Below are 20,521 nucleotides of genomic sequence, written 5' to 3'. Positions count from 1 at the left end.
TTGCCCTCTCAATGCTCGCACAAGTTGAGGGGGGAACATGCCAGACCCGTGGGACCATGTCGATGACGGCGGCGATGAGACGCGCTGGACGGCGGGCCGGTGTCCATGCTGAAATTCAAGTCATGATGGATTGCCGTTCGCCTCGATTGTTTTCCCGACGCAGCTTTCTGGCGCAGGCTGCGGGTTTCGCCGCCACTGGTGCTCTTTCGCGCCCGGCGCTCGGCCAGACCGGGCAGCGCGTTCAGCCCATCGACGCCACCTTCCTGTTCATCGCCGATATCCATGCCTGCCGCATGGCAAGCGGCTTGGGCCCCAACTGCCAGCAGGAAGGCAAGACCGACGCGGCATTGCTGCGCAATGTTGCGGCGCTCAACGGCCTCGGCGACAAGGATTGGCCGGTCGAGATTGGTGGCGTCGCCACCGGCCTGCGTTCGGCTGGCAGCCGGATCGGCATGCCGCTCGGCCTTGTCGTCGGCGGCGACATGACCGATGACGGTGGCGGCCAGATCACCCAGCCGAGCGAGGGCACGCAGCTTCTCCAGTTCAGCCAGCGCTATCAGCAAGGCGTCGGTCCCGATCGCGTGCACATGCCGGTCTACATCGGACTTGGCAATCATGATCTCGACCAGAACGGACCGCCCCATCATGTCGACTGGTACCGGCGTGAACTGCGCGACTATGTCGAGGTCAATCACCGCGCCGGTGTGTTCTTCAAGCCGCCGGTCCCTGCCACCGACTACGACGTCGACACCGACTGCTATTCATGGGACTGGGGCGGCCTGCATCTCGTCCAGATGCATCGTTTCGCCGGAGATACCGGCCATGGCGCTGATTCGAGCCTGCCCTGGCTGAAGCAGGATCTGGCGACCTATGCGGCGGATGGGCGCCCGGTGATCCTGTTCCAGCACTATGGCTGGGACAAGTTCTCGATAGAACGGTGGGATGCCGCCAAAAGGGTCTACGACGATGACGGCGCCGGCGCGCCGCACTGGTGGAGCGAGGCCGACCGGCAGGCGCTGCTGGCGGTTCTGAAGGGTTACAACATCGCCGGCATCTTCCACGGCCACCAGCACGACACGCCGCTGATCTACCGCAGTGACGGGCTCGACCTGTTCAAGCCGAAGGCTGCCTATATGGGTGGGTTCGCCGTGGCCGGGGTGACCAGCGACGGCATGGACGTGGCGCTGGGCGAGGCGACGGGTGACCATGGCGAGATCGTCTTCACCAATGCTTTCAGCAAGGGCTGGAGCACATGAAAAAGGCGACCTTGGCGGCCGCCTTTCCCTTTGGAAAGAAGCAGTCCTCGCCGGGCTCAGAGCGCCTTCTTGACCTTTTCCTTCACGTCGCCATAGGCCTTCTGCACCTTGCCGGCAACCTTGTCGGCCGCACCCTCGACCTCGGTCTGTCTGTTGCCGGTCGCCTTGCCGGCGGCCTTCTTGACCGAGCCCTTGACCTGCTTGGCCACGCCCGCGACCTGATCCTTGTTCACCATTTTGCGCATCTCCCGGGATTTTCATTCGCCGACAGGAACGGGCCTGAACCCGTTAGGTTCCGAACTCTCGCAATTTGCCGCCGCGCGACTGGTTGCCTAAGGCAGAGCAATGCGGCTAGGTTCCGCGCGGGCCGGATGTGAGGGCTGCCCGGGGTATTCGATGCGTCTTCGTCTCGCCTTTGCGATCGCGGTCTCCCTGCTGGCGGCTGGCTGTGTCGCCGACGATGTCAGGCCGATCAATGTTTTGACATCTGAAGCAGGCCACCCTTCGCCGACCTTCATTCCCGATTCGGGCGACGATGGCCCGACCGTCGTTGGCCTCGCCTTCTCCAGCGGCACAAGGGCCGCTGCCAGGCCGCAAATGATTGATGTGACGAAATCTTGGGGAGACCATCTTGGCGGAATTCAAGCTCTACATCGGCAACAAATGCTTTTCGTCATGGTCGCTCCGGCCATGGGTGGCGATGAGACATCTGGAGATACCGTTCGAGGAAAGTCTTGTACGGCTGCGCACGCCTGAGACGGCCGCCAACCTGGCAAAGGTGTCACCGACCGGCCAGGTGCCTGTGTTGAATCACAAGGGAAGGATCGTCTGGGAAACCCTTGCCATCCTTGAATATCTTGCCGATCTGTTTCCCGAGAAAAATCTCTGGCCGGCCGATATCGGCGCCCGCGCGCTGGCGCGCTCGGCGGCGACCGAGATGCATTCGGGCTTCCGCGAGGTGCGTTATGGCTGGCCGATGAATTTGCGGCGACCGAAGGGCCACAAGCCGCTCGACGCCGAAGGCGAGGCGCAGCGGGCGCGCATCGAGGCGCTGTGGCGCGAGTGTCGCGAAAAATACGGCAAGGGCGGTCCGTTCCTGTTCGGTCATTTCACCGCGACCGATGCCATGTATGCGCCGGTCGCCACTCGGTTCGACACCTATGGCGGCACGCTAGCGCCCGATACCCGTGCCTATGTCGATGCCGTGCTTTCAACACCCGCGATGCGCCTTTGGTACGCCGAAGCCGCCAGGGAAACCTGGCCCGAGCCTGGTCCCGACGAATAAGGTCTGACCTAGAAGCGGGCTTCCAGGAGGTCGCGGGCGGCCTATCTAAGGGCATGGGGGCTGCGTCTTTTTGGAGATGTCGCAATGACTGTTTCTTCTACACTCGCCGGCAAGGTCGCCCTCGTCACGGGCGCTTCGTCTGGTATCGGCGAGGCCACGGCTGCGGCGCTGGCCGCTGCCGGGGCAAAGGTGGCGATCGCCGCCCGCCGAGCCGATCGGCTCGAGGCGCTGGCGGCGCGCATTGAAACGGCCGGCGGCATGGCGCTGCGCATCGAGGCCGACGTCACCAACAATGGCGATGTCACCGCCATGATCGGCAAGGTGGTGGCCGAATGGGACCGGCTCGACATTCTCGTCAACAATGCCGGGGTGATGCTTCTGTCGCCGGCCGCCGAGGCGACGCTCGACGACTGGCGCCAGATGGTGGAACTCAACCTGCTGGCGCTGATGGGCGTCACCAAGGCGGCGCTGCCGCATCTCAGGGCCGCAAAGGGTCATATCGTCAACGTCTCGTCGGTTGCCGGCCGCGTTGCCAATCCCGGTGCCAGTGGTTATGCGGCGACCAAGTTCGGCGTCGTTGGCTTTTCCGAGTCGCTGCGCCGTGAAGTCTATGCCGACAAGGTCCGCGTCACCGTCATCGAACCCGGACTGGTACGCACCGAGCTTGGCGATCACATCACCAACGCCGCCTCGAAAGCGGGGCTCGATCAGCGCCTAGCCACTATGGAAGCGCTGACCGCCGAGGATATTGCCGCCGCCATCCTGTACGCGGTCAGTCAGCCGGCTCGCGTCAATGTCAACGAGATCGTCATCAGGCCGACCGACCAGGAGCGCTAGCTCAGGCCTGTCCCGGAGTTGACGAAAGCCAAGGACAGGCATAATACGTAACCAAATGGATACGCATTATGCCGCAAGCTGAATCCGACCATTCCGTCTTCCGCGCCATTGCCGATCCGACGCGCCGCGCCATTCTCGACCGCTTGCGGCAGGGGCCGGCGCCGGTCAACGAACTGGCCTCGGCCTTTTCGCAGAGTCGGCCCGCTATCTCCAAGCATCTCAGGATTCTGCGTGAGTTGCGGGTCGTGTCCGAACAGAGGCATGGCCGCGAGCGGCTCTATCGGCTGGAGCCTGCGGAATTGAAGGACGTGGCCGACTGGATCTTGCCCTATCGCGATTTCTGGCAAGCGAGCCTCGGCAATCTCAAATCCTATCTGGAGAACGAATGAGGGCGATCAATGATGGACCTCGCGCTATCGCTGACGTGTCGGTGGGGACGATTCTCGCCACGGTGACGATCGCGGTGCCGCCTGAGCGGGTGTTTCGCGCGTTGACGGCGGACGACCAGATACCGCTCTGGTGGGGATCGGACGAACTTTACCGGACGACGAGACATACCGCCGACGTGCGGCCGGGCGGGGCGTGGCGATCGGAAGGCAAGGGCGTCGACGGCCGAGAGTTTCATGTCCAGGGGGAGTATCTCAAGGTCGAGCCGCCGCACCGTCTGGTGCTGACATGGAAAGCGCCATGGGACGGCGACAACGTCACCACCGTCACCTATACGCTCGAAGCGGTCGAGGCCGGAACGCGGCTGACACTACGCCACGAGGGCTTCGGCGCTCGCGAAGGCGCCTGCCGCGATCACGGCTTCGGCTGGGAACGTGTGCTCGGTTGGCTGGCCACCTTCCTGTCCGATGGGGCAGGCGGCAAACCGCAGGTCGTGTTCCACTGCCGGCTGATCCCGCCGCGGCCAGACTTTGCGTTCACCTTGACCGATGCGGAAAAGGCGCTGATGAAACAGCATTCGGACTATTTACGCGGCAAGTTGGGCGAGGGAGGTGTCATCCTGTTCGGGCCGGTCGCCGATCCTGCCGGCCCCTGGGGGCTCGGCATCGTGCGCGCCAACGACGAGGCCGCCGTCCGGGCGCTGACCGACGCGGACCCGACGGTTCATTCAGGGCTGGGCTTTCGCTACGAAATCCTGCCGATGATGAGTGCTGTCATGTGAGGTTCGGAGCGCCAAAAGAAAACGCCCTCGCACCTGTTATAGTGCGGGGGCGTCTTTGCCGTTAGCCTTCCTTCGATTGCTCGTGAACTGCTGACGACAACCATGAAATGTGCGTGTTCCGAAATGGTTCCCCGCCATGTCAATTTTTAAACGCCGCGCTCGATGCGGCGCCTTGGATGGTACGAGTGCAAAGGGCGGATCAAACTAAGAATTGACAAGGCGGCATTAGGAGCATAAAAGACCTCTGTCGATATTTGTTTGACTGACTTTTGTTATCCGCGCTTTGCAGCGCGCCTTTGACGAACTTCCCACATCAAAAATCGAGACAAACGACGTTGTGCATCCGCATGACGGCGAACGAATATTTGCCATGGAAAGGGTTCGTCATGAGCACCGGCACAGTTAAATGGTTCAACGCCACCAAAGGTTTTGGTTTTATTCAGCCTGACGACGGCTCGGCCGACGTTTTCGTCCACATCTCGGCCGTAGAGCGCGCCGGCATGCGCGACATCGTCGAGGGCCAGAAGCTCGGCTACGAGATGGTCCGCGACAACAAGTCGGGCAAGATGTCCGCCGACCAGTTGAAGGCGGCCTGAAAAAGAATTCAGCCTTCCCGGTGACCACGGATGTACTGGCACTGGTGAATGGCGAATTCGGGCGCATGGCCGCGGAGACCTGAGTTTCCACGGCATGTCATGCGCATGAGAGGAGCATGCCTTCTGCATCCATCTGGATGCGCGGCGCTCCCATGGGAGGTCAGGCGGTGCCTGGCCTTTTTCATTTTGTGTTTCTTGCCGCCGAAAGTGCGCCGCACTCGGCCGGAACGTGCTAAGGGAACGCTCCAGCAACTTGAATCCGCTGCCGTATTTCTTTGTGCGTGGTCTAACCGACGACCCGGTCTCGTCCTATCGGCACCAGACTCCTGACAGGAGAAAGATTTTGACCACCAGTTCAAAGACAGCCGTCGATCAGCCCGTGTCCCTGTTCAGCAAGACGCGAACCCAGTCGATGTCGCTCAACCGCATCATTTCCGAACGCGATGCCGTCAGCGAGGCACGGGAAGCCAAGACCGCGCGCCTGCGCGAACAGCGCCTGGAGAAGGAGGCTGACGAGATGGCCGCGGCCGCGGCGCTTGCGGCCTTGCCAAAGCGAGCCGGAAGACGCTGATGGCCACCAAGCGCGTGCCTCCAAAGATGATCGCCGCCGACTCGACGATCGCCGACGTGGTCGAAGGCCTCAACAAGCCGGTCGAATACGTACGCCGCGTGCTGGAAAAGCTGGAGCGCTGCAAACGCGCCCATGGCGATGCACAGGTGCGGCTCGGTGTACGCGGTCGTGCCGAATGCCCGAACTATCTGATCGAATATGTCCGCGAAGACGCCAAGACCCATGAACGGGTGACCCACCAGGATGCCGCCTACAGCGGCAGCACGCATCGCGAACTGGCGCCTCACCACATCGAGGCGGTGAAGAACTGGTCGCCCGAGGAAATGAACATCACCGCGGTTTCGGCCCTGATCGGCCGCTTGCGCAATCCGCGCGCGCCATCATCGCGTTTCGTCGACGAGGACTGACATGGCCATAAAATTCTCCGCCAAGCACCAGCCGGCAACTCCCGCTGTCGCCGCAAAGCCGGCCAAGCCGGTTGCCGCACCGAAAACCGCTGATACCGCCGAGGCCGCGACCGATCTGTTCAAGTCGCCGGTGGATTCGCCCAAGGGCAAGACCGGCAAGAAGAAATAGCGCCTTGCCGCAGGACGCTGATCGTAATCCCGCGCCGGGGCTGTTCGCCCTAGTGGTAGCCGCAGGCCTTTCGTCAGCGCGAGTGAGCACCGCTCCTCTCTTCGACTGCCAGAGCTGTGGCGCCTGCTGTTCCTACTCGGCGGAGTGGCCGCGTTTTTCCACCGAGGATGACGCGCAACTCGACCGCATCCCGGCGAAATACGTAGCAGCCAACGAATCCGGCATGCGCTGCGAGGGCGTGCGCTGCTCGGCGCTATCCGGCGAGGTCGGCAAGTCGACCGCTTGCGGCATTTACGAGGTGCGCCCGGATGTCTGCCGCGCTTGCATGCCGGGCGACGATGATTGCCTGATGGCGCGCCGCGCGCATGGATTGCCGACGGCTTAAAGCGCATCGCGTTGAACGGATTCAGTCGACGTGGTTCAAGCCCTTGTTTTGTGTATGTCGTTCTCCCAAAAAATGCTGAGCACCACATGCATTCACACGGACTGCCGGTGGTTGTGCTCGCAGCCCTTGCTGGCTAGGCTGCAAGAGGGCAGGGCCGCGGAGGATCATCCCTTGAGCATCGAATTCCTGTTGACGTCGCTGATCGTCGTGGCCTCGCCTGGCACCGGCGTTCTCTATACGCTGAGCGCCGGCCTTTCGCGCGGCGCCCGCGCCAGCATCATTGCCGCCTTCGGCTGCACGCTCGGCATCATCCCGCATATGGCGGCCGCCATCACCGGCCTGGCGGCGCTGCTGCACACCAGCGCGGTCGCCTTCGAGACACTGAAATATATCGGCGTCGCCTATCTGCTCTACATGGCCTGGAACACGCTGAAGGAGAAGGGCGGCCTGAGCGTCGAGGACAATGTCGCGCCGCGTTCGGCTGGCAAGGTGATTGCCACCGGCGTGCTCGTCAACGTGCTCAATCCGAAACTGTCGATCTTCTTCTTTGCCTTTCTGCCGCAGTTCGTCAGCACAACCGAGCCGCACGCGCTGTCAAAGATGCTGGAGCTGAGCGGCGTCTTCATGCTTTTGACCTTCGTCGTTTTTGTCGGCTACGGCATCTTCGCCGCCTCGATCCGCACCCATGTCGTGTCGCGGCCAATGGTGCTGACCTGGATGCGCCGTACCTTTGCCGGCGCCTTTGTCATGCTTGGCGCCAAGCTGGCCCTGGCGGACCGATAGCGGCACCGGGCGAGGGCGACTATCCCTTGACGTATCCCATCGCTTCGACGATCAGCCCGTTCTCGACGCGCATCAGATTGACACCGCGGACGGAGTTGCCGTCGGCGAGCCAGTAGCGCCAACGGATCGTCGCCCGTTCACCTGCAACGAATGTCTCCTCGATGTCGAAACGCGTGCCCGGCTGGGTGGCGATCACCGACCACAGCTGGACGCAGGCCTCCCGGCCGGCATGACGGGCGCCATCCGGAGCCGGGCCGGTGTTTTCGATCACGCACTGCTCGGCAACCAATGCGGGGAGCGCCGACGGATCGTGCAGCTGGAACACGTCGTTGAAGCGCCGCATGATTTCGGCCGTCTGCGTGGAGCGGTCATCTGGATGGAGGGTCATGACACTGTCCTGTTTCATCTCGTCTCCTGGTTTCATTGTTCCGTGCTGGCGGTCGCGGTGAGTTCGGCCTTGAGCGTGATGGTTGCCACGCCGGCGAGGGCGCGGGAGACAAGGCATGACGCTTTCGCCGTCTCTGCGAGATCCTGGAACTCATCCGGGGCGAGGCCCGGGACCTCGGCTTGCGTCTCAAGCTCGATGCGGGTGATCGTCGGCCCGGCAGCGGTTGCGCCGAGATGCACCTTGGCCACGGTGCTGATGCTTGTCGGGATATGGTCGGCCCTGCCCAGTATGGCGCTCAGAGCCATCGAGAAGCAGCCGGCATGCGCCGCCGCGATCAGTTCCTCCGGATTGGTGCCGGGGCCATTCTCGAAACGCGACGGGAAGGAATAGGCGCCTTCGACAACGCCGCTGCCGAGCCGCAGCCGACCTGAACCTTCCCGCAGCGTCCCTTGCCACTCGGCCGAGGCTTCACGAATTGTCATTGTCCGTTCTCCCTTGATCTTGAGAAATCGATGGGTCAGGCGCCGTCGACGACCACTTTCCCGAAGACGTCGCCCTGCTGGAAATAGCGGTAGGCGTCACCGGCCTCGGTGAAGGCAAAGACCTTGTCGATGACGGGCCGCAGGCGGTGTTGCGAGACAGCGCGCAGCATGGCTTCGAGATTGGTCCGGTTGCCGACGAAGAGGCGGCTGATGGTGGCGAGGCTGCGCTGGTAGAGCGCTGCCGGCATCTGGATCGATCCGCCCTTCGCATCCTGCAGTGTGAGCAGCACGATGTGCCCGTAAAGCGTGCTGGCGATCAGCGACTGCGCGAAGGTCGCAGGGCCACCGGTCTCGACGACGAGATCGACGCCGCCTGTCTGGTCGCGGACGGTCGCACCCCATTCGGGCATGTCAGATGTCGAAATCACAAGGTCGGCGCCCAGCACCCGTAGCCTGTCGGCTTTCTCGCCACGTGAGGTGACGGCGACGACGCGGCAGCCGAGCAGCTTGGCGAACTGCAGTGCAAAGAGCGCGACGCCGCCCGAGCCGATGACCAGAACCCATTGGCCGGGCTTGGGAATTCCGGGCCCCGTCACCGCATTCCAGGCGGTCAGGCCGACGCAGCTCAGCGTTGCCGCTTCATGCCAGTCGAGATGGTCGGGCAGGCGTACTGCCCATTGCTCGTCGAGAACGGCGTATTCGGCCAGCATGCCGTCCAGCGTGCAGCCGAGCTGGTCGATGAGCCCGGCATTGATGCGCCCGTCGATCCAGCGCGCGAAATAGCTGCCGGTCACGCGATCGCCGACCGCGAAGCGCGTGACGGCATCGCCGATGGCGACAATTTCGCCCGCCCCATCGCTCAGCGGAACGACGCCCACGCGCGGCGTTAGTGGATAGGTGCCGTTGAGGATCATCGTGTCGCGCCGGTTGAGCGAGGTTGCGCGAACGCGCACCAAGATTTCGTGCGGTTTCGGCCGCGGCTGCGCCTCGTCGCGCATCACCAGGCACTCGGCCCCGCCGGACCCTTCGATACGATAGGTTTGCATGTCAGCTTCCCATAATATGTAGACTGATCTACATATTATGTAGACCGATTGTCATATTCAGCGCAAGGCCTATAGTTATGGCTGCTGACAGAGGTTGACATGGCGAACGACACCCGCACCCGCATACTCGAGACGACTGGACTGCTGCTCAGGCAGCGCGGCTACCATGGGACCTCGCTCAACGACATATTGAGCGCCAGCGGCGCGCCGCGTGGCTCGCTCTATTTCCATTTTCCCGGCGGCAAGGACCAACTGGTCATCGAGGTGACGCGCGACAGCGTTGCCAGGGTGACGGAGAGGCTGGGCGAGGCGCTGGCCGGCGAAAAGGATCCGGCCGTGGCCGTCCATCATATCTACCAGTCGGTGGCGCGCATGCTGGAGGACAACCAGTTTTCGCTCGGCTGTCCGATCGCGCCTGTCGTGCTGGACTCGCCGACAGACGTGCCGGAACTGGCGGATTTGTGCCGCTCGGCCTTCGAGCAGTGGATCGGCTTGCTGCGGGAGGCCTTCGTCAGGGCAGGGGTGCCCGAGCGCCGCGCCCACGCTTTGGCGCTGCTGGTCGAATCGTCACTGGAAGGACTGATGGTGATCGCCCGTGCCACCCGCGACCGCGCCCCGCTGTGGGCGGTGGCCGATGAAGTCGCGGCGTTGATCGAAGGTGCCGTGCTGACTGGAGGAGGCCGCAACCGCGACGCGGCGATTTCCGCGACCGAAACACCGTCGCAAGGAGCCTGATATAGCGATGCGCCCGACTGGATCAGGCGTGCTTCTGCACCAGCATTGTCCACCTCAGCGGCGCCACAACGACCACCAAGCCGGCAAGGATCAGCATCATTCCTAGGACGCGGGTCGCTTCAAACTGCTCGCCCAGCACCATCCTGGCGGAAAGCGCTCCGAAGATCGGTACCAGAAGCGAAAATGGCGCGACGGTTCCGGCCGGATATAGCTTCAGCAAATGGCCCCAAATGGCATAGCTTAGAATGGTCGAGAGCACAGATATGTAGATGACCGCGCCCGCACCGCTCCAGCGCATTGCCGTCAGGGCGTGGGCGATCGTCGTCGGTCCGTCGAGCAGCATTGACAGTGCGAAGAGTGGAACGGGTGGGATCAGGCTCAGCCAGACCACCATTGCAAGCATGTCGACCTTGCCGGCGCCACGCAGCAACACATTACCGAATGCCCAGCACAGCGCCGACACGAGGCACAGACCAAGGCCGGCGGTGGAGAAATCGCCTCCGACAGTGAGCCCGATCACGCCCAGCCCGGCAAATGCAACCAGGGACCCGGCGACCTGACGGGCCGTCGGCTTTTCCCGCAGCACGATTGAGGCGATGAGAATGGTCAGAAAGGCCTGCGACTGCAGCGTCACGGATGCGAGCCCCGCGGGCAGCCCAAGTGCCATTCCCGTGAAAAGCAGGGCGAACTGGCCAAGGAACAAGGTTGCGCCAATCCAGAACAAGCGGGGCCACGGCACATTTGGGCGGGGCAGGACCAACGCCGGCAGCGAGGCGACGACAAATCGCAGTGCTGCGAGCAGCAGCGGCGGGAAGCTGCCGAGACCAATGCTGATGACGGTGAAGTTTATCCCCCAGATCGCCGCCACCAACAGCGCCAGAAGCATATGCCGAGGTCTCATGATTTCGCGGTCCCTCGCTGAGGATGCGGTGACGATTATTCGTCTTCCATCCCGGGAGAATATCGCGCTACATGACATAACTGAAACAACGTAACTGGAATGCAGATATAAACAGAATGGAAAACAAGTCTGTCGATCTCAATCTGCTTGTGGTGTTCAAGATGCTCATGAGCGAGTTGAGCGTAACGAGAGCCGCCGCACGGCTCGGGCTTAGTCAGGCTGCGGTCAGCGCATCGTTGAGGCGGCTGCGGGCGCTCTATGGCGATCCGCTGTTCACGCGCACACAGCGCGGCCTGCTGCCGACGCCGCGCGCTGTGATCCTGCGACCACTGATCGAGGAAGCGCTGGGGATCATCAGTGGAACGCTGGATAGCACGAGCCCGCAGGCGGAAGATCGGGCGAAAGTCGTTGTCGTCAGGGTTGGCCTTTCCGACGATTTCGAAATGGCGTTCGGCGCAGGCATCATCAAACTGGCCAAGCAGAGAATGCCCAATGTCAGGATCATCCTGCGCCAGACCAACAGCTTCGTGGCGGCGCAAGCGCTGAACGACAAGGAAATCGACCTCGCCATCACCTCGGGTGGCGTCACCGATAGCCGGCTGAAACACATCTCGGTTGGGAGCTCGGACTACATGATCGTCTATGATCCTCGCTCCAGACCCGGGCGAGAACCGTTCACGGTGGAAGAATACCTTTCACGAGATCATATCCTGGTTTCCTATTCCGGCCTGAGCGGCGTCACCGACGACGTGCTTGCCGAACATGGACTGCGGCGCAGGGTCCTTGCGGCGACCACGCATTTCTCCGCCCTGTCTTTTCTCTTGTGGAATAGCGATGCGCTGGCGACAATCCCAAGCCATGCCGCGCGCGCACTATGCGGCCAGGGCCCATTTGAGATGGGAGCCTGTCCCTTGCAGTTTCCGCGTTACGCATTCGGGGTGAGTTGGCGTTTCGATACCGTTCGAACGCCAACGGTGATGCAGGTGCGCGATGTGATCGTTGAGTCGTTCGGCGTCTGATCAATGAAAAAGGGCGGCATTTCTGCCGCCCCTTTATATGCATAAGCCAGAGTGGCTGGATTAGAAATCCATGCCGCCACTCAAGCCCGCTTGCGGGCTTGAGCAACCTGGATTCATGGGCGTGCTTTATGGACTTCTTAGAAGTCCATGCCGCCCATGCCGCCCATGCCGCCGCCGCCCATGCCGCCAGGCATGCCGCCGCCAGCCGACTCCTTCTTCGGAGCCTCGGCGATCATGGCTTCGGTGGTGACCAGCAGGCCGGCGACCGAGGCCGCGTCCTGGAGAGCCGTGCGCACGACCTTGACCGGATCGACGATACCCATGGCGATCATGTCACCATATTCGCCGGTCTGGGCGTTGTAGCCGAAGGTCGCGCCCTTGTTCTCAAGGATCTTGCCGGCAACGATCGATGCTTCCGCACCGGCGTTCGACGCGATCTGGCGGGCCGGAGCCTGCAGCGCGCGGCGCACGATGTTGATGCCAGCAGCCTGGTCGGCATTGGCGCCGGTGGCCTTGATGTTGGCCGAAGCGCGCAGCAGCGCGACGCCGCCGCCTGCAACGATGCCTTCTTCCACGGCCGCGCGGGTCGCGTTGAGGGCGTCATCGACGCGGTCCTTCTTTTCCTTGACTTCGACTTCCGTCGCACCGCCAACGCGGATCACCGCAACGCCACCCGCCAGCTTGGCGAGACGTTCCTGCAGCTTCTCCTTGTCGTAATCCGAGGTGGTCTCTTCGATCTGCTGCTTGATCTGGGCAACGCGGCCCTGGATCTCGGCCTTCTTGCCGGCGCCGTCGACGATGGTGGTGTTCTCCTTGGAGATCGACACCTTCTTGGCGCGGCCGAGCATGTTGAGGCCGACGTTCTCGAGCTTGATGCCGAGGTCTTCCGAGATGACCTCGCCACCGGTGAGGATGGCGATGTCTTCCAGCATGGCCTTGCGGCGATCACCGAAGCCCGGCGCCTTGACGGCGGCGATCTTCAGGCCGCCACGCAGCTTGTTGACGACCAGCGTGGCCAGGGCCTCGCCTTCGACGTCTTCCGAGATGATGAGCAGCGGCTTCGAAGTCTGCACGACGGCTTCGAGGACCGGCAGCATGGCCTGCAGGTTGGAGAGCTTCTTCTCGTGCAGGAGGATGTAGACGTCCTCGAGTTCGGCAACCATCTTGTCGGCGTTGGTGACGAAGTAGGGCGAGAGGTAGCCACGGTCGAACTGCATGCCTTCGACGACTTCGAGTTCGGTCTCGGCGGTCTTGGCTTCCTCAACCGTGATGACGCCTTCGTTGCCGACCTTCTGCATCGCTTCCGCGATCATCTTGCCGACCGACTCATCGCCATTGGCCGAGATCGTGCCGACCTGGGCAACTTCCTCGGAGGTCTTGATCTTCTTGGCAGCCTTGCCGAGCGCCGCGACGACTTCGGTCACGGCCAGGTCGATGCCGCGCTTCAGGTCCATCGGGTTCATGCCGGCGGCAACCGCCTTGTGGCCTTCCTGGACGATCGACTGCGCCAGAACGGTCGCGGTCGTGGTACCGTCGCCGGCGATATCGTTGGTCTTCGAAGCGACTTCGCGCACCATCTGCGCGCCCATGTTCTCGAACTTGTCTTCAAGCTCGATTTCCTTGGCGACGGTGACGCCGTCCTTGGTGATGCGCGGGGCCCCGAACGACTTGTCGATGACGACGTTGCGGCCCTTGGGGCCGAGCGTGACCTTCACCGCGTCGGCGAGGATGTTGACGCCGCGCAGCATGCGCTCACGGGCGTCGCGGGAGAATTTTACGTCTTTGGCAGCCATTTTTAGCTCCTGGCAGGGGCTTGCAGTAAGCCCGGGAATTCAGTTGAGGGTGAGGCCGATATTCAGCCGATGATGCCCATGATGTCGGATTCCTTCATGATCAGAAGGTCTTCGCCATTGAGCTTGACTTCGGTGCCCGACCACTTGCCGAACAGGATGCGGTCGCCAGCCTTGACGTCCAGCGGGACGAGCTTGCCAGCTTCGTCACGAGCGCCGGAGCCGACAGCGATGATCTCGCCTTCCTGCGGCTTTTCCTTTGCCGTATCCGGGATGATGATCCCGCCGGCGGTCTTGGATTCGGATTCGACCCGGCGAACGACCACGCGGTCATGAAGCGGGCGGAACTTCGACTTTGCCATTTTTTCTTCCTCGATGAGAACGGTGAGAACAGTTCCTCCGTCCGGCGGCGCCGGACACATGGTTAGCACTCACCGAGGGCGAGTGCTAACGTGGCGCTGAGATAGGCTGCTGGCCTGCGAGAGTCAAGGCGCGCGAGAGGGCGCGATCGCGCGAAATTTTGTTCGCGCAGGCGACGGGTTGCAGAATGCGTCGGTTGCCGCTTGGGAGCGGCGAGGAATTTTGTCCATCATTCGGATTCTATCGACGCCGGGGTGATCGCAGCACCAGCAGCGGGCATCGCTCGGCGAGCCCATAGGTGCCGGTCGCCACGATGCGAACGTCGCCGAAGAAGGCCTCTGCTTCATGCATCACCGTCGCAACCGGAGCGAAGCTGTAGATGGCCGGCGAATTCCTGTAGACGTCGATGGTGCCGATGACCGGCATGTCCCAGCCCGTGTGCGCGCAAAGCTCGTCGCGGTCGGGAAACAATTCGTCGAATCTCTTGTGGATTGCCTGCACCGGGATGGCGTGATCGGGCGGGCCGCGCGTGGCTGTCATTGCAACGAGCCATTTGAGTGCGTGGAAGGTCGGGACGCCGCCCGAAAGGGCGAGCGTTCGCACCGCCTGCGGATCATCCGGCGTTTCCGGGCTGGCATAGAGCCGGAGACCTGCGCGGCCGTTGGGCCCGAGCACGCGCGCGATCTCCGCGAACAACGCCCGCCGCGCGACGGAAAGGCCGAGTGCCGACAGGCAGCCGTCACCGATCACCGCATCCATGCTTGCTCCGGCAACCGGCATGTCCAGCCAGTTGCCTGCCACCGCCTTGCGTGTGGCGGTGTCGCCTGGCCAGATGCCGGAGATCATGGTGGGGGATTCATCGACCGCCAGCATCGTCCTGCCGAGACCGGCAAGTTCCGGCGTGACCCCGAGCAGCACCACGTCGAGCGATTGCAGACAGAGTTCGCGCTCATAGGTGGCGACCGCTTCCGGCGGCGGACAGAGCGGTGGCCCGAGAAGCCGCCAATGGCGGCGAATTGCATCCCAATGATTTGTCATGCAAAACGACTTGGGGGATGTGGGGGCATGGTTCCTTCGAAACTGTTGGTTGTCTGCTGGGTATAGAGAGGCCATGGCTCGCATTGCCGTGATAACGCATGAGTATGACCGGTTCCAGAGCCGGCGCGGCCTTCTATTGCGCCAGGACAGTCCCTACATGCTGTTCGACCTTCTGGCCGAGTTGAAGAGGCGTGGCCACTCGACACAGATTCTGCGCGGGCCTTCGTCAAGGCATGATGCCGATATCGCTGTGCTGCATGTCGATGCGACGGTGACACCGGCCGACTATGTCGAGTATGCGCGCGGATTTCCGTTCTGCCTCAATCTTGGCGCGGCCGACATTTCCAAGCGTCGGATCAGCGGCGCGGTCCTCAAGGACGGTGACCATTGGGACGGCCCCGTCATCGTCAAGAGCAACCTCAACCATTGGGGGACACCCGAGCAGCAACTCAATCGGCAAGCCGAGCGCGCCGGCAAGGCCGAGCCTTTTCCGGGCGTGCGGATATTCGATCAATACCAAGTCCACGCTTCGCTGGCCGAAGTTCCGCCGGAAATGCGTGTGCGTACCGACCTGGTCGTGGAGAAGTTCATTCCCGAACCGGCGCCTGACGGTTTTGCGGCGCGGTTTTGGATATTCTGCGGCGATCGTGAGCGCTGCACTCGTTATGTCTCACCGCAGCGCCTCGTAAAAGGCGACGACACGATCCGGCGAGAGGCTGTTCCCGTACCCGAAGAATTGCGCGCCTTGCGCCATCGGCTTGGCTTCGACTACGGCAAGTTCGACTTTGTCATGCATGGGGACAGGGCGGTGTTGCTCGATGCCAACAAGACGCCCGGCCGCGCCAGGAACCTGTCGAAGATCGTCGCTGCCGGCACCGCCAATCTGGCAGACGGTTTTGAAGGCCTGATCCGTCGGGCCGGATAGACGGATACTCTAAAGAAACAGCCGCAACTGCGTGTGGATGATCGACCGGTAATCCTCGATGGTCCGGCGGCTTGCCGCTTCGCCTTCCGCAAGCGCCAGGCGCACCACTCCACCGGCGAGCTGGAAGATCAGCAGAACCATGCGTTCGAACTGCTCGTGCTTCTCCGGCTCCAGCAAGGCGATGACATGGTCGCAGAACATCTTGGCTTGATGCCGGGTTTCGGCGATGTCGAGATTCTTGAGCGCCTTGTCGGCCTGGATGGCGTTCTGCAGATCCTGGATGGCCGGGTCGCCGGCGACGCGGCTGTGGTAGTCGTCAAGCAGCCGGTCGGCTGCGGCGATCACGTCCTTCGCTTCGCGAACGTCGGCGATAATCGCTGTCAATCGCGCGCGGCTGACCTCTGAAAACCGCTCATAGAGCATTGCCAGGATCGCCGACTTGTTGGGGAAGTAGTGATAGACGGTGGCGATCGGCCCACCGGCCAGCATGCCGACTTCCTTCATGGTGACGGCGTCGATGCCCTTCTCGCCGATCAGCCGCATGGTCGTCGACAGGATGGCGTCGATGCGCTCGCGGCTGCGCTCCTGCTTGGGTCTGCGCCTGGGTTCGGTGGCCGTTCGCCGTGCTTCTTCCATGCGCCCGTTCTCTCGCGAGATTGCAAATTCCGATTGACAAAAAATATGATCAAGTATCAGTTTCTGGAATGCTGACAGATTGTCAGTTTTTTTGCCGCGCGGCAAGGACGTTGGGAGGCGCCTTTGGCTTCGACAAATGCCGGATACACCGGCGATGGCGATTGGCTGGTCGGCAACCCGACCAGCGGGCAGCTTGCCTCGGCCCTGTGGATCGGGTCGGTCGGCCTGCTCATTCTCGGTCTGCAGCCCGTCTTGCTCGGCGCCCTTTACACCGAGGGCCATGTCAGCGGCGATGAGTTGGCGTTGGTCGCCACCGCCGAAATGATCGCCATCGCGATCGGCTCGGCGATTGTCGCGATGCTGCTCTCGGCCCACAAGATGCGCTGGAAAAGTGCGGCCCTGCTGCTTCTGCTGGCACTGTCGAATGTCTGGACGGCCTATGCTGCCGGCGCCAATACGCTGATGGCGGCACGCGCCCTGGCCGGCCTTGCCGAGGGTGGCCTTGTCGCGGTCGCCACCGAGCTGATTGCTCGTTCACGGCGCGCCGAACGCATCGGCGGTTATTTCGTCACCATGCAGACGCTGGCGCAATGCGTTCTTGCCCTGTTGCTGGCACTCTATGTCATCCCCGCCGCCGGATCGGCGGGTGGCTTCATCGTTCTCGCCATCGTCTGCGTCGCGTCGCTGGTGGTCGCCTTCATCGTTCCCGCTGACTATGACGACCTGCCGAAGGACGAGAATCTCGCCAATGTGGTGACGGTTCCTTCGATCACCGCTTTGTTGTCGGTCTTCTGCTACTTCATGTTCTTTGGCGCGGTCTGGGCGTTTCTGGAGCCGCTTGGCGCGCAATTCGGCATCGATGGCCGCACCGTCGGCCTGATCGTCTCGGCCAGCCTCGCGGTACAGGTTCTAGGCGCGATGACGGCGACCATGTTCGAGGCGCGCATCGATTATCGGCTGGCCATCACCGCGATCGGTGCCGTGGCGCTTGTCTGCTCCCTTGTTCTCGCCAGCGGACCCGGCCTTACGACATTCTGGGTCGCCGCCTTGGTCATGGGCTTCATTCTGTTGTTCATCGTGCCCTACCAGATCCGACTGGCGATCACCGCCGATGAAACTCGCACCGCCGTGCTTCTGGTGCCGGCCGCGCAGCTCTTTGGCCTGGCGATCGGGCCGATCGCTGCGTCGCTGCTCATCGACGGCAAGGATTTTCGGCCGGTGCCGGAATTCGCCGCCGCCAGCGCCGTCGCCAGCGTGGCGCTGCTTGGCCTGTTCATCCTCATGTCGCGGCGTCGCCGCGCCGTTGCCTGAGCAAGGCAGCATGTCGAACAACTGGAGCAACTGGTCGGGCTATGTCACTGCCGAGCCCCGGCTGATCGCCAGCCCCAATGACGCCAGCGAGCTCGCCGATCTCGTTCGTAGTGCACCCGGCCCGGTGCGCGTCGTCGGTGCCGGCCATTCCTTCACGCCGCTGGTGAAATCCGAAGGCACGATCCTGTCGCTGGAGAAATTCGAGGGTCTGGTGTCGCACGATACCGGTCGGCATCAAGCGCGCGTGCGGGCAGGGACGCGGCTTGGCCTGCTCATGCACATCCTGCAAGGCCTTGGCCAGGGCCTGCCCAATATGGGTGATATCGACCGCCAGGCGATAGGCGGCGCGCTGGGCACCGCCACGCACGGCTCGGGACCGACGCTCGGCGCCTATCATACGCAGTTGGAAACGGTCGAGGTTGTCGATGGGCTTGGCAAGGTCCGCGAATTCAAGCGGGCAGGCGATCAGGACATGATCCACGCCACCGGCGTCGCGTTGGGGGCATTCGGCATCCTGAGCGAAGTGACGCTGAACAACATTGCGACCTACCGGCTGCGTCGCCGCAAATGGGTGCTGCCGATCGCCGACATGCTTCGCGATTTCGAAACGATGATGGCCGCGCATCGTTCGGCCGAATTCTACTACATTCCGTTCTCCGGCTACGCGCAGTTCATCGCCAGCGATTTGAGCGACGCCGCACCCACCGCGCGGCCGCCGGAGGAAGACGAGGCGGGCCTGAGGACGCTGCGCCGGCTGCGCACCGCGCTTGCCTGGCTACCGGCGCTGCGCCGCCGGCTGATCCTGGGCGCCGTCGCCAAATTGCCGGCCGAGGATTATGTGCAGGACTGGCTCAACGTCTATGCCAGCGACCGGCAGACCAAATTCAACGAGATGGAATATCACTTGCCCTACGAGGAAGGGCCGAAGGTCTTGGCCGAAATCATCGCGCTGACCGAGAGGCACTTTCCCGAGGTCTACTTCCCGATGGAGGTGCGCACCGTCGCGCCCGACGATTTCTGGCTCTCGCCGTTCTACAGAAGACTCACCTGTTCGATCGCCACCCACCACGACGCGGCGAGCGACCCGCAGCCGTTCATGCGCGCGGCCGAGCCGATCTTTCGCAAGTATGGCGGCAGGCCGCACTGGGGCAAGATGCACAGCCTCAAGGCGGCGGATCTGAAAAAGCTCTATCCGCGCTGGGATGACGCCATGGCGGTGCGCCGCGACATCGATCCACAGAACCGCTTCGTCTCGCCCTACATGGCCGGCCTGTTCGGCATCGAACAATGAGCGCCTATTTCGCCACTCTTTCGCATGCGCTGAAGGACGCCGGCATCTTCCAACCTTGCCTGCTGCTCGATCTCGACCGGCTGGACAGCAACATCGCCCTGGTGAAAGAAAGGCTTGACCCAGATCTTGCCGTGCGGCTGGTCGACAAGTCGCTCGCCTGCCTGCCGCTGCTATCGCATATCGGCGAAGCCCTCGGCACCGTCCGCTTCATGACTTTCCATCCGCCCGTCACGCAAGCCGTGTTGAAGGCGTTTCCCGACGCGGACATTCTGTACGGCAAGCCGATGCCTGTCGGCGCGGCGAGGGCCGTGCTTTCAAACAGCGCGGCCGACTGGTCGCGCGTCTGCTGGCTGATCGACAGCGAGGCGAGGCTGGCGGAATATGGCGCTCTGGCGGCCGAACTCGACATCGAGTTGCGCATCGCTTTCGAGATCGATGTCGGGCTGCATCGCGGCGGGTTCGCGCAACCGGAGGCCTTGTCGAAGGCGTTGAACGCACTGTGGGCCCACAAACGGGTGCATTGCGAAGGCGTCATGGCCTATGAGGCGCATGCGCCGCACATTCCCGGCCTGTTCGGCGGGCCGGCCAAGGCATTGGCTGAAGCGTCCAAACGTGCCGCCGCCTTCGTCGCCTGCCTTGGTGCCGACCAGAGCCGCATCTTGAACATCGGCGGCAGCAAGACCGCGCTGCTTCACCACGGCGGCGTTGCCAACGAGGTGTCGATAGGCTCGGCCTTCGTGCTGCCTGGCGATTTCGATACGCCTGGCCTCGAAGGCTTCGTGCCGGCGGCCTTCGTCGCCACGCCGATCCTGAAAGTGGTCGAACCGATGCTGCCTGGTCCGCCCGCCGTCTCCCGCCTGCTGCGGGCGGCCGGCCGGTTTCCGCGCAAGGGCTGCTACCTCTACGGCGGCAAATGGATGGCCGAGCCGGTGTTTCCCGAGGGCATGAAGACGAACAGTTTCCTCGGCCTGTCCTCCAACCAGCAATTCATGGGCCTGCCGGCGGACGCGACCGCAAGGCCGGGAGACTACGCGTTCCTGCGGCCAACACAGAGCGAGGCCGTGCTGCAGCAGTTCGGACCGATCGTCGTGTTTTCCGACGGCAGGATCGTTGATCGCTGGCCGGTATTGCCGATGGCGTGA

General features: G+C 62.9%; 26 protein-coding genes. 17 read left to right on the top strand and 9 right to left on the bottom strand.

Annotation, left to right across the window (positions count from 1 at the left end; all coding sequences use genetic code 11):
- The first annotated feature begins 122 nt into the window (after positions 1-122).
- Positions 123-1,256 (top strand): metallophosphoesterase, encoded by a 1,134-nt coding sequence (locus AC56QQ_RS22455; RefSeq protein ID WP_497123413.1) that lies wholly within the window; start codon positions 123-125, stop codon positions 1,254-1,256.
- Positions 1,257-1,312: 56 nt separating this feature from the next.
- Here the strand turns inward: AC56QQ_RS22455 and AC56QQ_RS22450 are convergent, their stop codons facing one another.
- Positions 1,313-1,501 (bottom strand): CsbD family protein, encoded by a 189-nt coding sequence (locus tag AC56QQ_RS22450; RefSeq protein ID WP_497123412.1) that lies wholly within the window; start codon positions 1,499-1,501, stop codon positions 1,313-1,315.
- A gap of 386 nt (positions 1,502-1,887) precedes the next feature.
- Here AC56QQ_RS22450 and AC56QQ_RS22445 point away from each other — a divergent pair, with 386 nt between their 5' ends.
- The 10 genes from AC56QQ_RS22445 to AC56QQ_RS22400 all read left to right on the top strand — a co-directional run bounded on the left by AC56QQ_RS22445 (position 1,888) and on the right by AC56QQ_RS22400 (position 7,457).
- Positions 1,888-2,541, top strand: a complete 654-nt coding sequence (locus AC56QQ_RS22445; protein WP_497123411.1) for a glutathione S-transferase family protein — start codon at positions 1,888-1,890, stop codon at positions 2,539-2,541.
- A gap of 84 nt (positions 2,542-2,625) precedes the next feature.
- On the top strand, positions 2,626-3,378 hold the full coding sequence (locus AC56QQ_RS22440; protein WP_497123410.1) for an SDR family NAD(P)-dependent oxidoreductase: 753 nt from the start codon (positions 2,626-2,628) through the stop codon (positions 3,376-3,378).
- A 68-nt stretch (positions 3,379-3,446) separates the two neighbouring features.
- Positions 3,447-3,767, top strand: coding sequence for an ArsR/SmtB family transcription factor (locus tag AC56QQ_RS22435; protein WP_256749743.1), 321 nt, complete (start codon positions 3,447-3,449; stop codon positions 3,765-3,767).
- A complete protein-coding gene (locus AC56QQ_RS22430) occupies positions 3,764-4,546 on the top strand; it encodes an SRPBCC domain-containing protein (RefSeq protein WP_497123409.1) in 783 nt (260 codons plus the stop codon). Before AC56QQ_RS22435 ends, AC56QQ_RS22430 begins: the two co-directional genes overlap by 4 nt.
- 386 nt (positions 4,547-4,932) lie before the next feature.
- Positions 4,933-5,142, top strand: coding sequence for a cold-shock protein (locus AC56QQ_RS22425; RefSeq protein ID WP_010915421.1), 210 nt, complete (start codon positions 4,933-4,935; stop codon positions 5,140-5,142).
- Positions 5,143-5,485: 343 nt separating this feature from the next.
- Positions 5,486-5,713, top strand: coding sequence for a hypothetical protein (locus AC56QQ_RS22420; RefSeq protein WP_256749745.1), 228 nt, complete (start codon positions 5,486-5,488; stop codon positions 5,711-5,713).
- Positions 5,713-6,120, top strand: coding sequence for a hypothetical protein (locus AC56QQ_RS22415; protein WP_091577347.1), 408 nt, complete (start codon positions 5,713-5,715; stop codon positions 6,118-6,120). Before AC56QQ_RS22420 ends, AC56QQ_RS22415 begins: the two co-directional genes overlap by 1 nt.
- Position 6,121: 1 nt before the next feature.
- The gene (locus tag AC56QQ_RS22410) at positions 6,122-6,289 is read left to right on the top strand and encodes a hypothetical protein (RefSeq protein WP_497123408.1); all 168 of its coding nucleotides are present in this window, start codon (positions 6,122-6,124) and stop codon (positions 6,287-6,289) included.
- 52 nt (positions 6,290-6,341) lie between these two features.
- Positions 6,342-6,674 (top strand): YkgJ family cysteine cluster protein, encoded by a 333-nt coding sequence (locus tag AC56QQ_RS22405; protein WP_497129090.1) that lies wholly within the window; start codon positions 6,342-6,344, stop codon positions 6,672-6,674.
- Between the two features lie 171 nt (positions 6,675-6,845).
- Positions 6,846-7,457 carry a LysE family translocator gene (locus AC56QQ_RS22400; RefSeq protein WP_091577351.1) on the top strand — a complete coding sequence of 204 codons (612 nt, stop codon included), beginning with the start codon at positions 6,846-6,848 and terminating at the stop codon, positions 7,455-7,457.
- A 19-nt stretch (positions 7,458-7,476) separates the two neighbouring features.
- Here AC56QQ_RS22400 and AC56QQ_RS22395 read toward each other — a convergent pair whose 3' ends face one another.
- From AC56QQ_RS22395 to AC56QQ_RS22385, 3 genes are read right to left on the bottom strand one after another with little or no spacing between them, the layout of a single operon-like run.
- Positions 7,477-7,863 carry a nuclear transport factor 2 family protein gene (locus tag AC56QQ_RS22395; protein WP_497123407.1) on the bottom strand — a complete coding sequence of 129 codons (387 nt, stop codon included), beginning with the start codon at positions 7,861-7,863 and terminating at the stop codon, positions 7,477-7,479.
- Between the two features lie 14 nt (positions 7,864-7,877).
- A complete protein-coding gene (locus AC56QQ_RS22390; protein WP_497123406.1) occupies positions 7,878-8,327 on the bottom strand; it encodes an OsmC family protein in 450 nt (149 codons plus the stop codon).
- Positions 8,328-8,362: 35 nt separating this feature from the next.
- Entirely contained in the window at positions 8,363-9,373 is a 1,011-nt protein-coding gene (locus tag AC56QQ_RS22385; RefSeq protein ID WP_497123405.1) for a zinc-dependent alcohol dehydrogenase family protein, read from the bottom strand.
- A gap of 99 nt (positions 9,374-9,472) precedes the next feature.
- Between AC56QQ_RS22385 and AC56QQ_RS22380 the strand changes: the two genes are divergently transcribed.
- Positions 9,473-10,108: a TetR/AcrR family transcriptional regulator gene (locus tag AC56QQ_RS22380; RefSeq protein ID WP_497123404.1), complete on the top strand. Its 636-nt coding sequence runs from the start codon at positions 9,473-9,475 to the stop codon at positions 10,106-10,108.
- A 22-nt stretch (positions 10,109-10,130) separates the two neighbouring features.
- On the opposite strand, the gene AC56QQ_RS22375 is transcribed toward AC56QQ_RS22380, so the two are convergent.
- Positions 10,131-11,009, bottom strand: a complete 879-nt coding sequence (locus AC56QQ_RS22375) for an EamA family transporter (RefSeq protein WP_497123403.1) — start codon at positions 11,007-11,009, stop codon at positions 10,131-10,133.
- 116 nt (positions 11,010-11,125) lie between these two features.
- Here AC56QQ_RS22375 and AC56QQ_RS22370 point away from each other — a divergent pair, with 116 nt between their 5' ends.
- Positions 11,126-12,028, top strand: a complete 903-nt coding sequence (locus tag AC56QQ_RS22370; protein WP_497123402.1) for a LysR family transcriptional regulator — start codon at positions 11,126-11,128, stop codon at positions 12,026-12,028.
- A gap of 137 nt (positions 12,029-12,165) precedes the next feature.
- Here AC56QQ_RS22370 and groL read toward each other — a convergent pair whose 3' ends face one another.
- The 3 genes from groL to AC56QQ_RS22355 form a co-directional block, all read right to left on the bottom strand.
- Complete coding sequence (gene groL, locus AC56QQ_RS22365) at positions 12,166-13,821, bottom strand: chaperonin GroEL (RefSeq protein ID WP_497123401.1); 1,656 nt, start codon at positions 13,819-13,821, stop codon at positions 12,166-12,168.
- A gap of 62 nt (positions 13,822-13,883) precedes the next feature.
- Complete coding sequence (gene groES, locus AC56QQ_RS22360) at positions 13,884-14,180, bottom strand: co-chaperone GroES (RefSeq protein ID WP_006203049.1); 297 nt, start codon at positions 14,178-14,180, stop codon at positions 13,884-13,886.
- A 238-nt stretch (positions 14,181-14,418) separates the two neighbouring features.
- Positions 14,419-15,216, bottom strand: a complete 798-nt coding sequence (locus AC56QQ_RS22355) for a class I SAM-dependent methyltransferase (RefSeq protein ID WP_497123400.1) — start codon at positions 15,214-15,216, stop codon at positions 14,419-14,421.
- A 73-nt stretch (positions 15,217-15,289) separates the two neighbouring features.
- Here AC56QQ_RS22355 and AC56QQ_RS22350 point away from each other — a divergent pair, with 73 nt between their 5' ends.
- Positions 15,290-16,141 (top strand): ATP-grasp domain-containing protein, encoded by an 852-nt coding sequence (locus AC56QQ_RS22350; RefSeq protein WP_497123399.1) that lies wholly within the window; start codon positions 15,290-15,292, stop codon positions 16,139-16,141.
- Positions 16,142-16,150: 9 nt separating this feature from the next.
- Here the strand turns inward: AC56QQ_RS22350 and AC56QQ_RS22345 are convergent, their stop codons facing one another.
- Positions 16,151-16,777 (bottom strand): TetR/AcrR family transcriptional regulator, encoded by a 627-nt coding sequence (locus tag AC56QQ_RS22345; RefSeq protein WP_489860751.1) that lies wholly within the window; start codon positions 16,775-16,777, stop codon positions 16,151-16,153.
- Positions 16,778-16,900: 123 nt separating this feature from the next.
- Between AC56QQ_RS22345 and AC56QQ_RS22340 the strand changes: the two genes are divergently transcribed.
- The 3 genes from AC56QQ_RS22340 to AC56QQ_RS22330 are packed head-to-tail and all read left to right on the top strand — an operon-like array spanning position 16,901 to position 20,521.
- Positions 16,901-18,088, top strand: coding sequence for an MFS transporter (locus tag AC56QQ_RS22340; RefSeq protein WP_497123398.1), 1,188 nt, complete (start codon positions 16,901-16,903; stop codon positions 18,086-18,088).
- Positions 18,089-18,098: 10 nt separating this feature from the next.
- Positions 18,099-19,379: a D-arabinono-1,4-lactone oxidase gene (locus AC56QQ_RS22335; RefSeq protein WP_497123397.1), complete on the top strand. Its 1,281-nt coding sequence runs from the start codon at positions 18,099-18,101 to the stop codon at positions 19,377-19,379.
- Positions 19,376-20,521: an alanine racemase gene (locus tag AC56QQ_RS22330; protein ID WP_497123396.1), complete on the top strand. Its 1,146-nt coding sequence runs from the start codon at positions 19,376-19,378 to the stop codon at positions 20,519-20,521. The genes AC56QQ_RS22335 and AC56QQ_RS22330 overlap by 4 nt, the downstream gene beginning before the upstream one ends.

Source organism: Mesorhizobium sp. RCAM 05099 (assembly GCF_059683685.1).
The sequence above is the reverse complement of the archived record's forward strand: the minus strand, read 5'-3'. Positions and strand labels throughout refer to the sequence as shown.

Coding starts and splice junctions, on each gene's coding strand:
- AC56QQ_RS22455 (WP_497123413.1), top strand. CDS start 123: ATGATGGATTGCCGTTCGCCTCGATTGTTTTCCCGACGCAGCTTTCTG.
- AC56QQ_RS22450 (WP_497123412.1), bottom strand. CDS start 1,501: ATGCGCAAAATGGTGAACAAGGATCAGGTCGCGGGCGTGGCCAAGCAG.
- AC56QQ_RS22440 (WP_497123410.1), top strand. CDS start 2,626: ATGACTGTTTCTTCTACACTCGCCGGCAAGGTCGCCCTCGTCACGGGC.
- AC56QQ_RS22435 (WP_256749743.1), top strand. CDS start 3,447: ATGCCGCAAGCTGAATCCGACCATTCCGTCTTCCGCGCCATTGCCGAT.
- AC56QQ_RS22430 (WP_497123409.1), top strand. CDS start 3,764: ATGAGGGCGATCAATGATGGACCTCGCGCTATCGCTGACGTGTCGGTG.
- AC56QQ_RS22425 (WP_010915421.1), top strand. CDS start 4,933: ATGAGCACCGGCACAGTTAAATGGTTCAACGCCACCAAAGGTTTTGGT.
- AC56QQ_RS22415 (WP_091577347.1), top strand. CDS start 5,713: ATGGCCACCAAGCGCGTGCCTCCAAAGATGATCGCCGCCGACTCGACG.
- AC56QQ_RS22410 (WP_497123408.1), top strand. CDS start 6,122: ATGGCCATAAAATTCTCCGCCAAGCACCAGCCGGCAACTCCCGCTGTC.
- AC56QQ_RS22395 (WP_497123407.1), bottom strand. CDS start 7,863: ATGAAACAGGACAGTGTCATGACCCTCCATCCAGATGACCGCTCCACG.
- AC56QQ_RS22390 (WP_497123406.1), bottom strand. CDS start 8,327: ATGACAATTCGTGAAGCCTCGGCCGAGTGGCAAGGGACGCTGCGGGAA.
- AC56QQ_RS22385 (WP_497123405.1), bottom strand. CDS start 9,373: ATGCAAACCTATCGTATCGAAGGGTCCGGCGGGGCCGAGTGCCTGGTG.
- AC56QQ_RS22380 (WP_497123404.1), top strand. CDS start 9,473: ATGGCGAACGACACCCGCACCCGCATACTCGAGACGACTGGACTGCTG.
- AC56QQ_RS22375 (WP_497123403.1), bottom strand. CDS start 11,009: ATGAGACCTCGGCATATGCTTCTGGCGCTGTTGGTGGCGGCGATCTGG.
- AC56QQ_RS22370 (WP_497123402.1), top strand. CDS start 11,126: ATGGAAAACAAGTCTGTCGATCTCAATCTGCTTGTGGTGTTCAAGATG.
- groL (WP_497123401.1), bottom strand. CDS start 13,821: ATGGCTGCCAAAGACGTAAAATTCTCCCGCGACGCCCGTGAGCGCATG.
- groES (WP_006203049.1), bottom strand. CDS start 14,180: ATGGCAAAGTCGAAGTTCCGCCCGCTTCATGACCGCGTGGTCGTTCGC.
- AC56QQ_RS22355 (WP_497123400.1), bottom strand. CDS start 15,216: ATGACAAATCATTGGGATGCAATTCGCCGCCATTGGCGGCTTCTCGGG.
- AC56QQ_RS22350 (WP_497123399.1), top strand. CDS start 15,290: ATGGCTCGCATTGCCGTGATAACGCATGAGTATGACCGGTTCCAGAGC.
- AC56QQ_RS22345 (WP_489860751.1), bottom strand. CDS start 16,777: ATGGAAGAAGCACGGCGAACGGCCACCGAACCCAGGCGCAGACCCAAG.
- AC56QQ_RS22335 (WP_497123397.1), top strand. CDS start 18,099: ATGTCGAACAACTGGAGCAACTGGTCGGGCTATGTCACTGCCGAGCCC.
- AC56QQ_RS22330 (WP_497123396.1), top strand. CDS start 19,376: ATGAGCGCCTATTTCGCCACTCTTTCGCATGCGCTGAAGGACGCCGGC.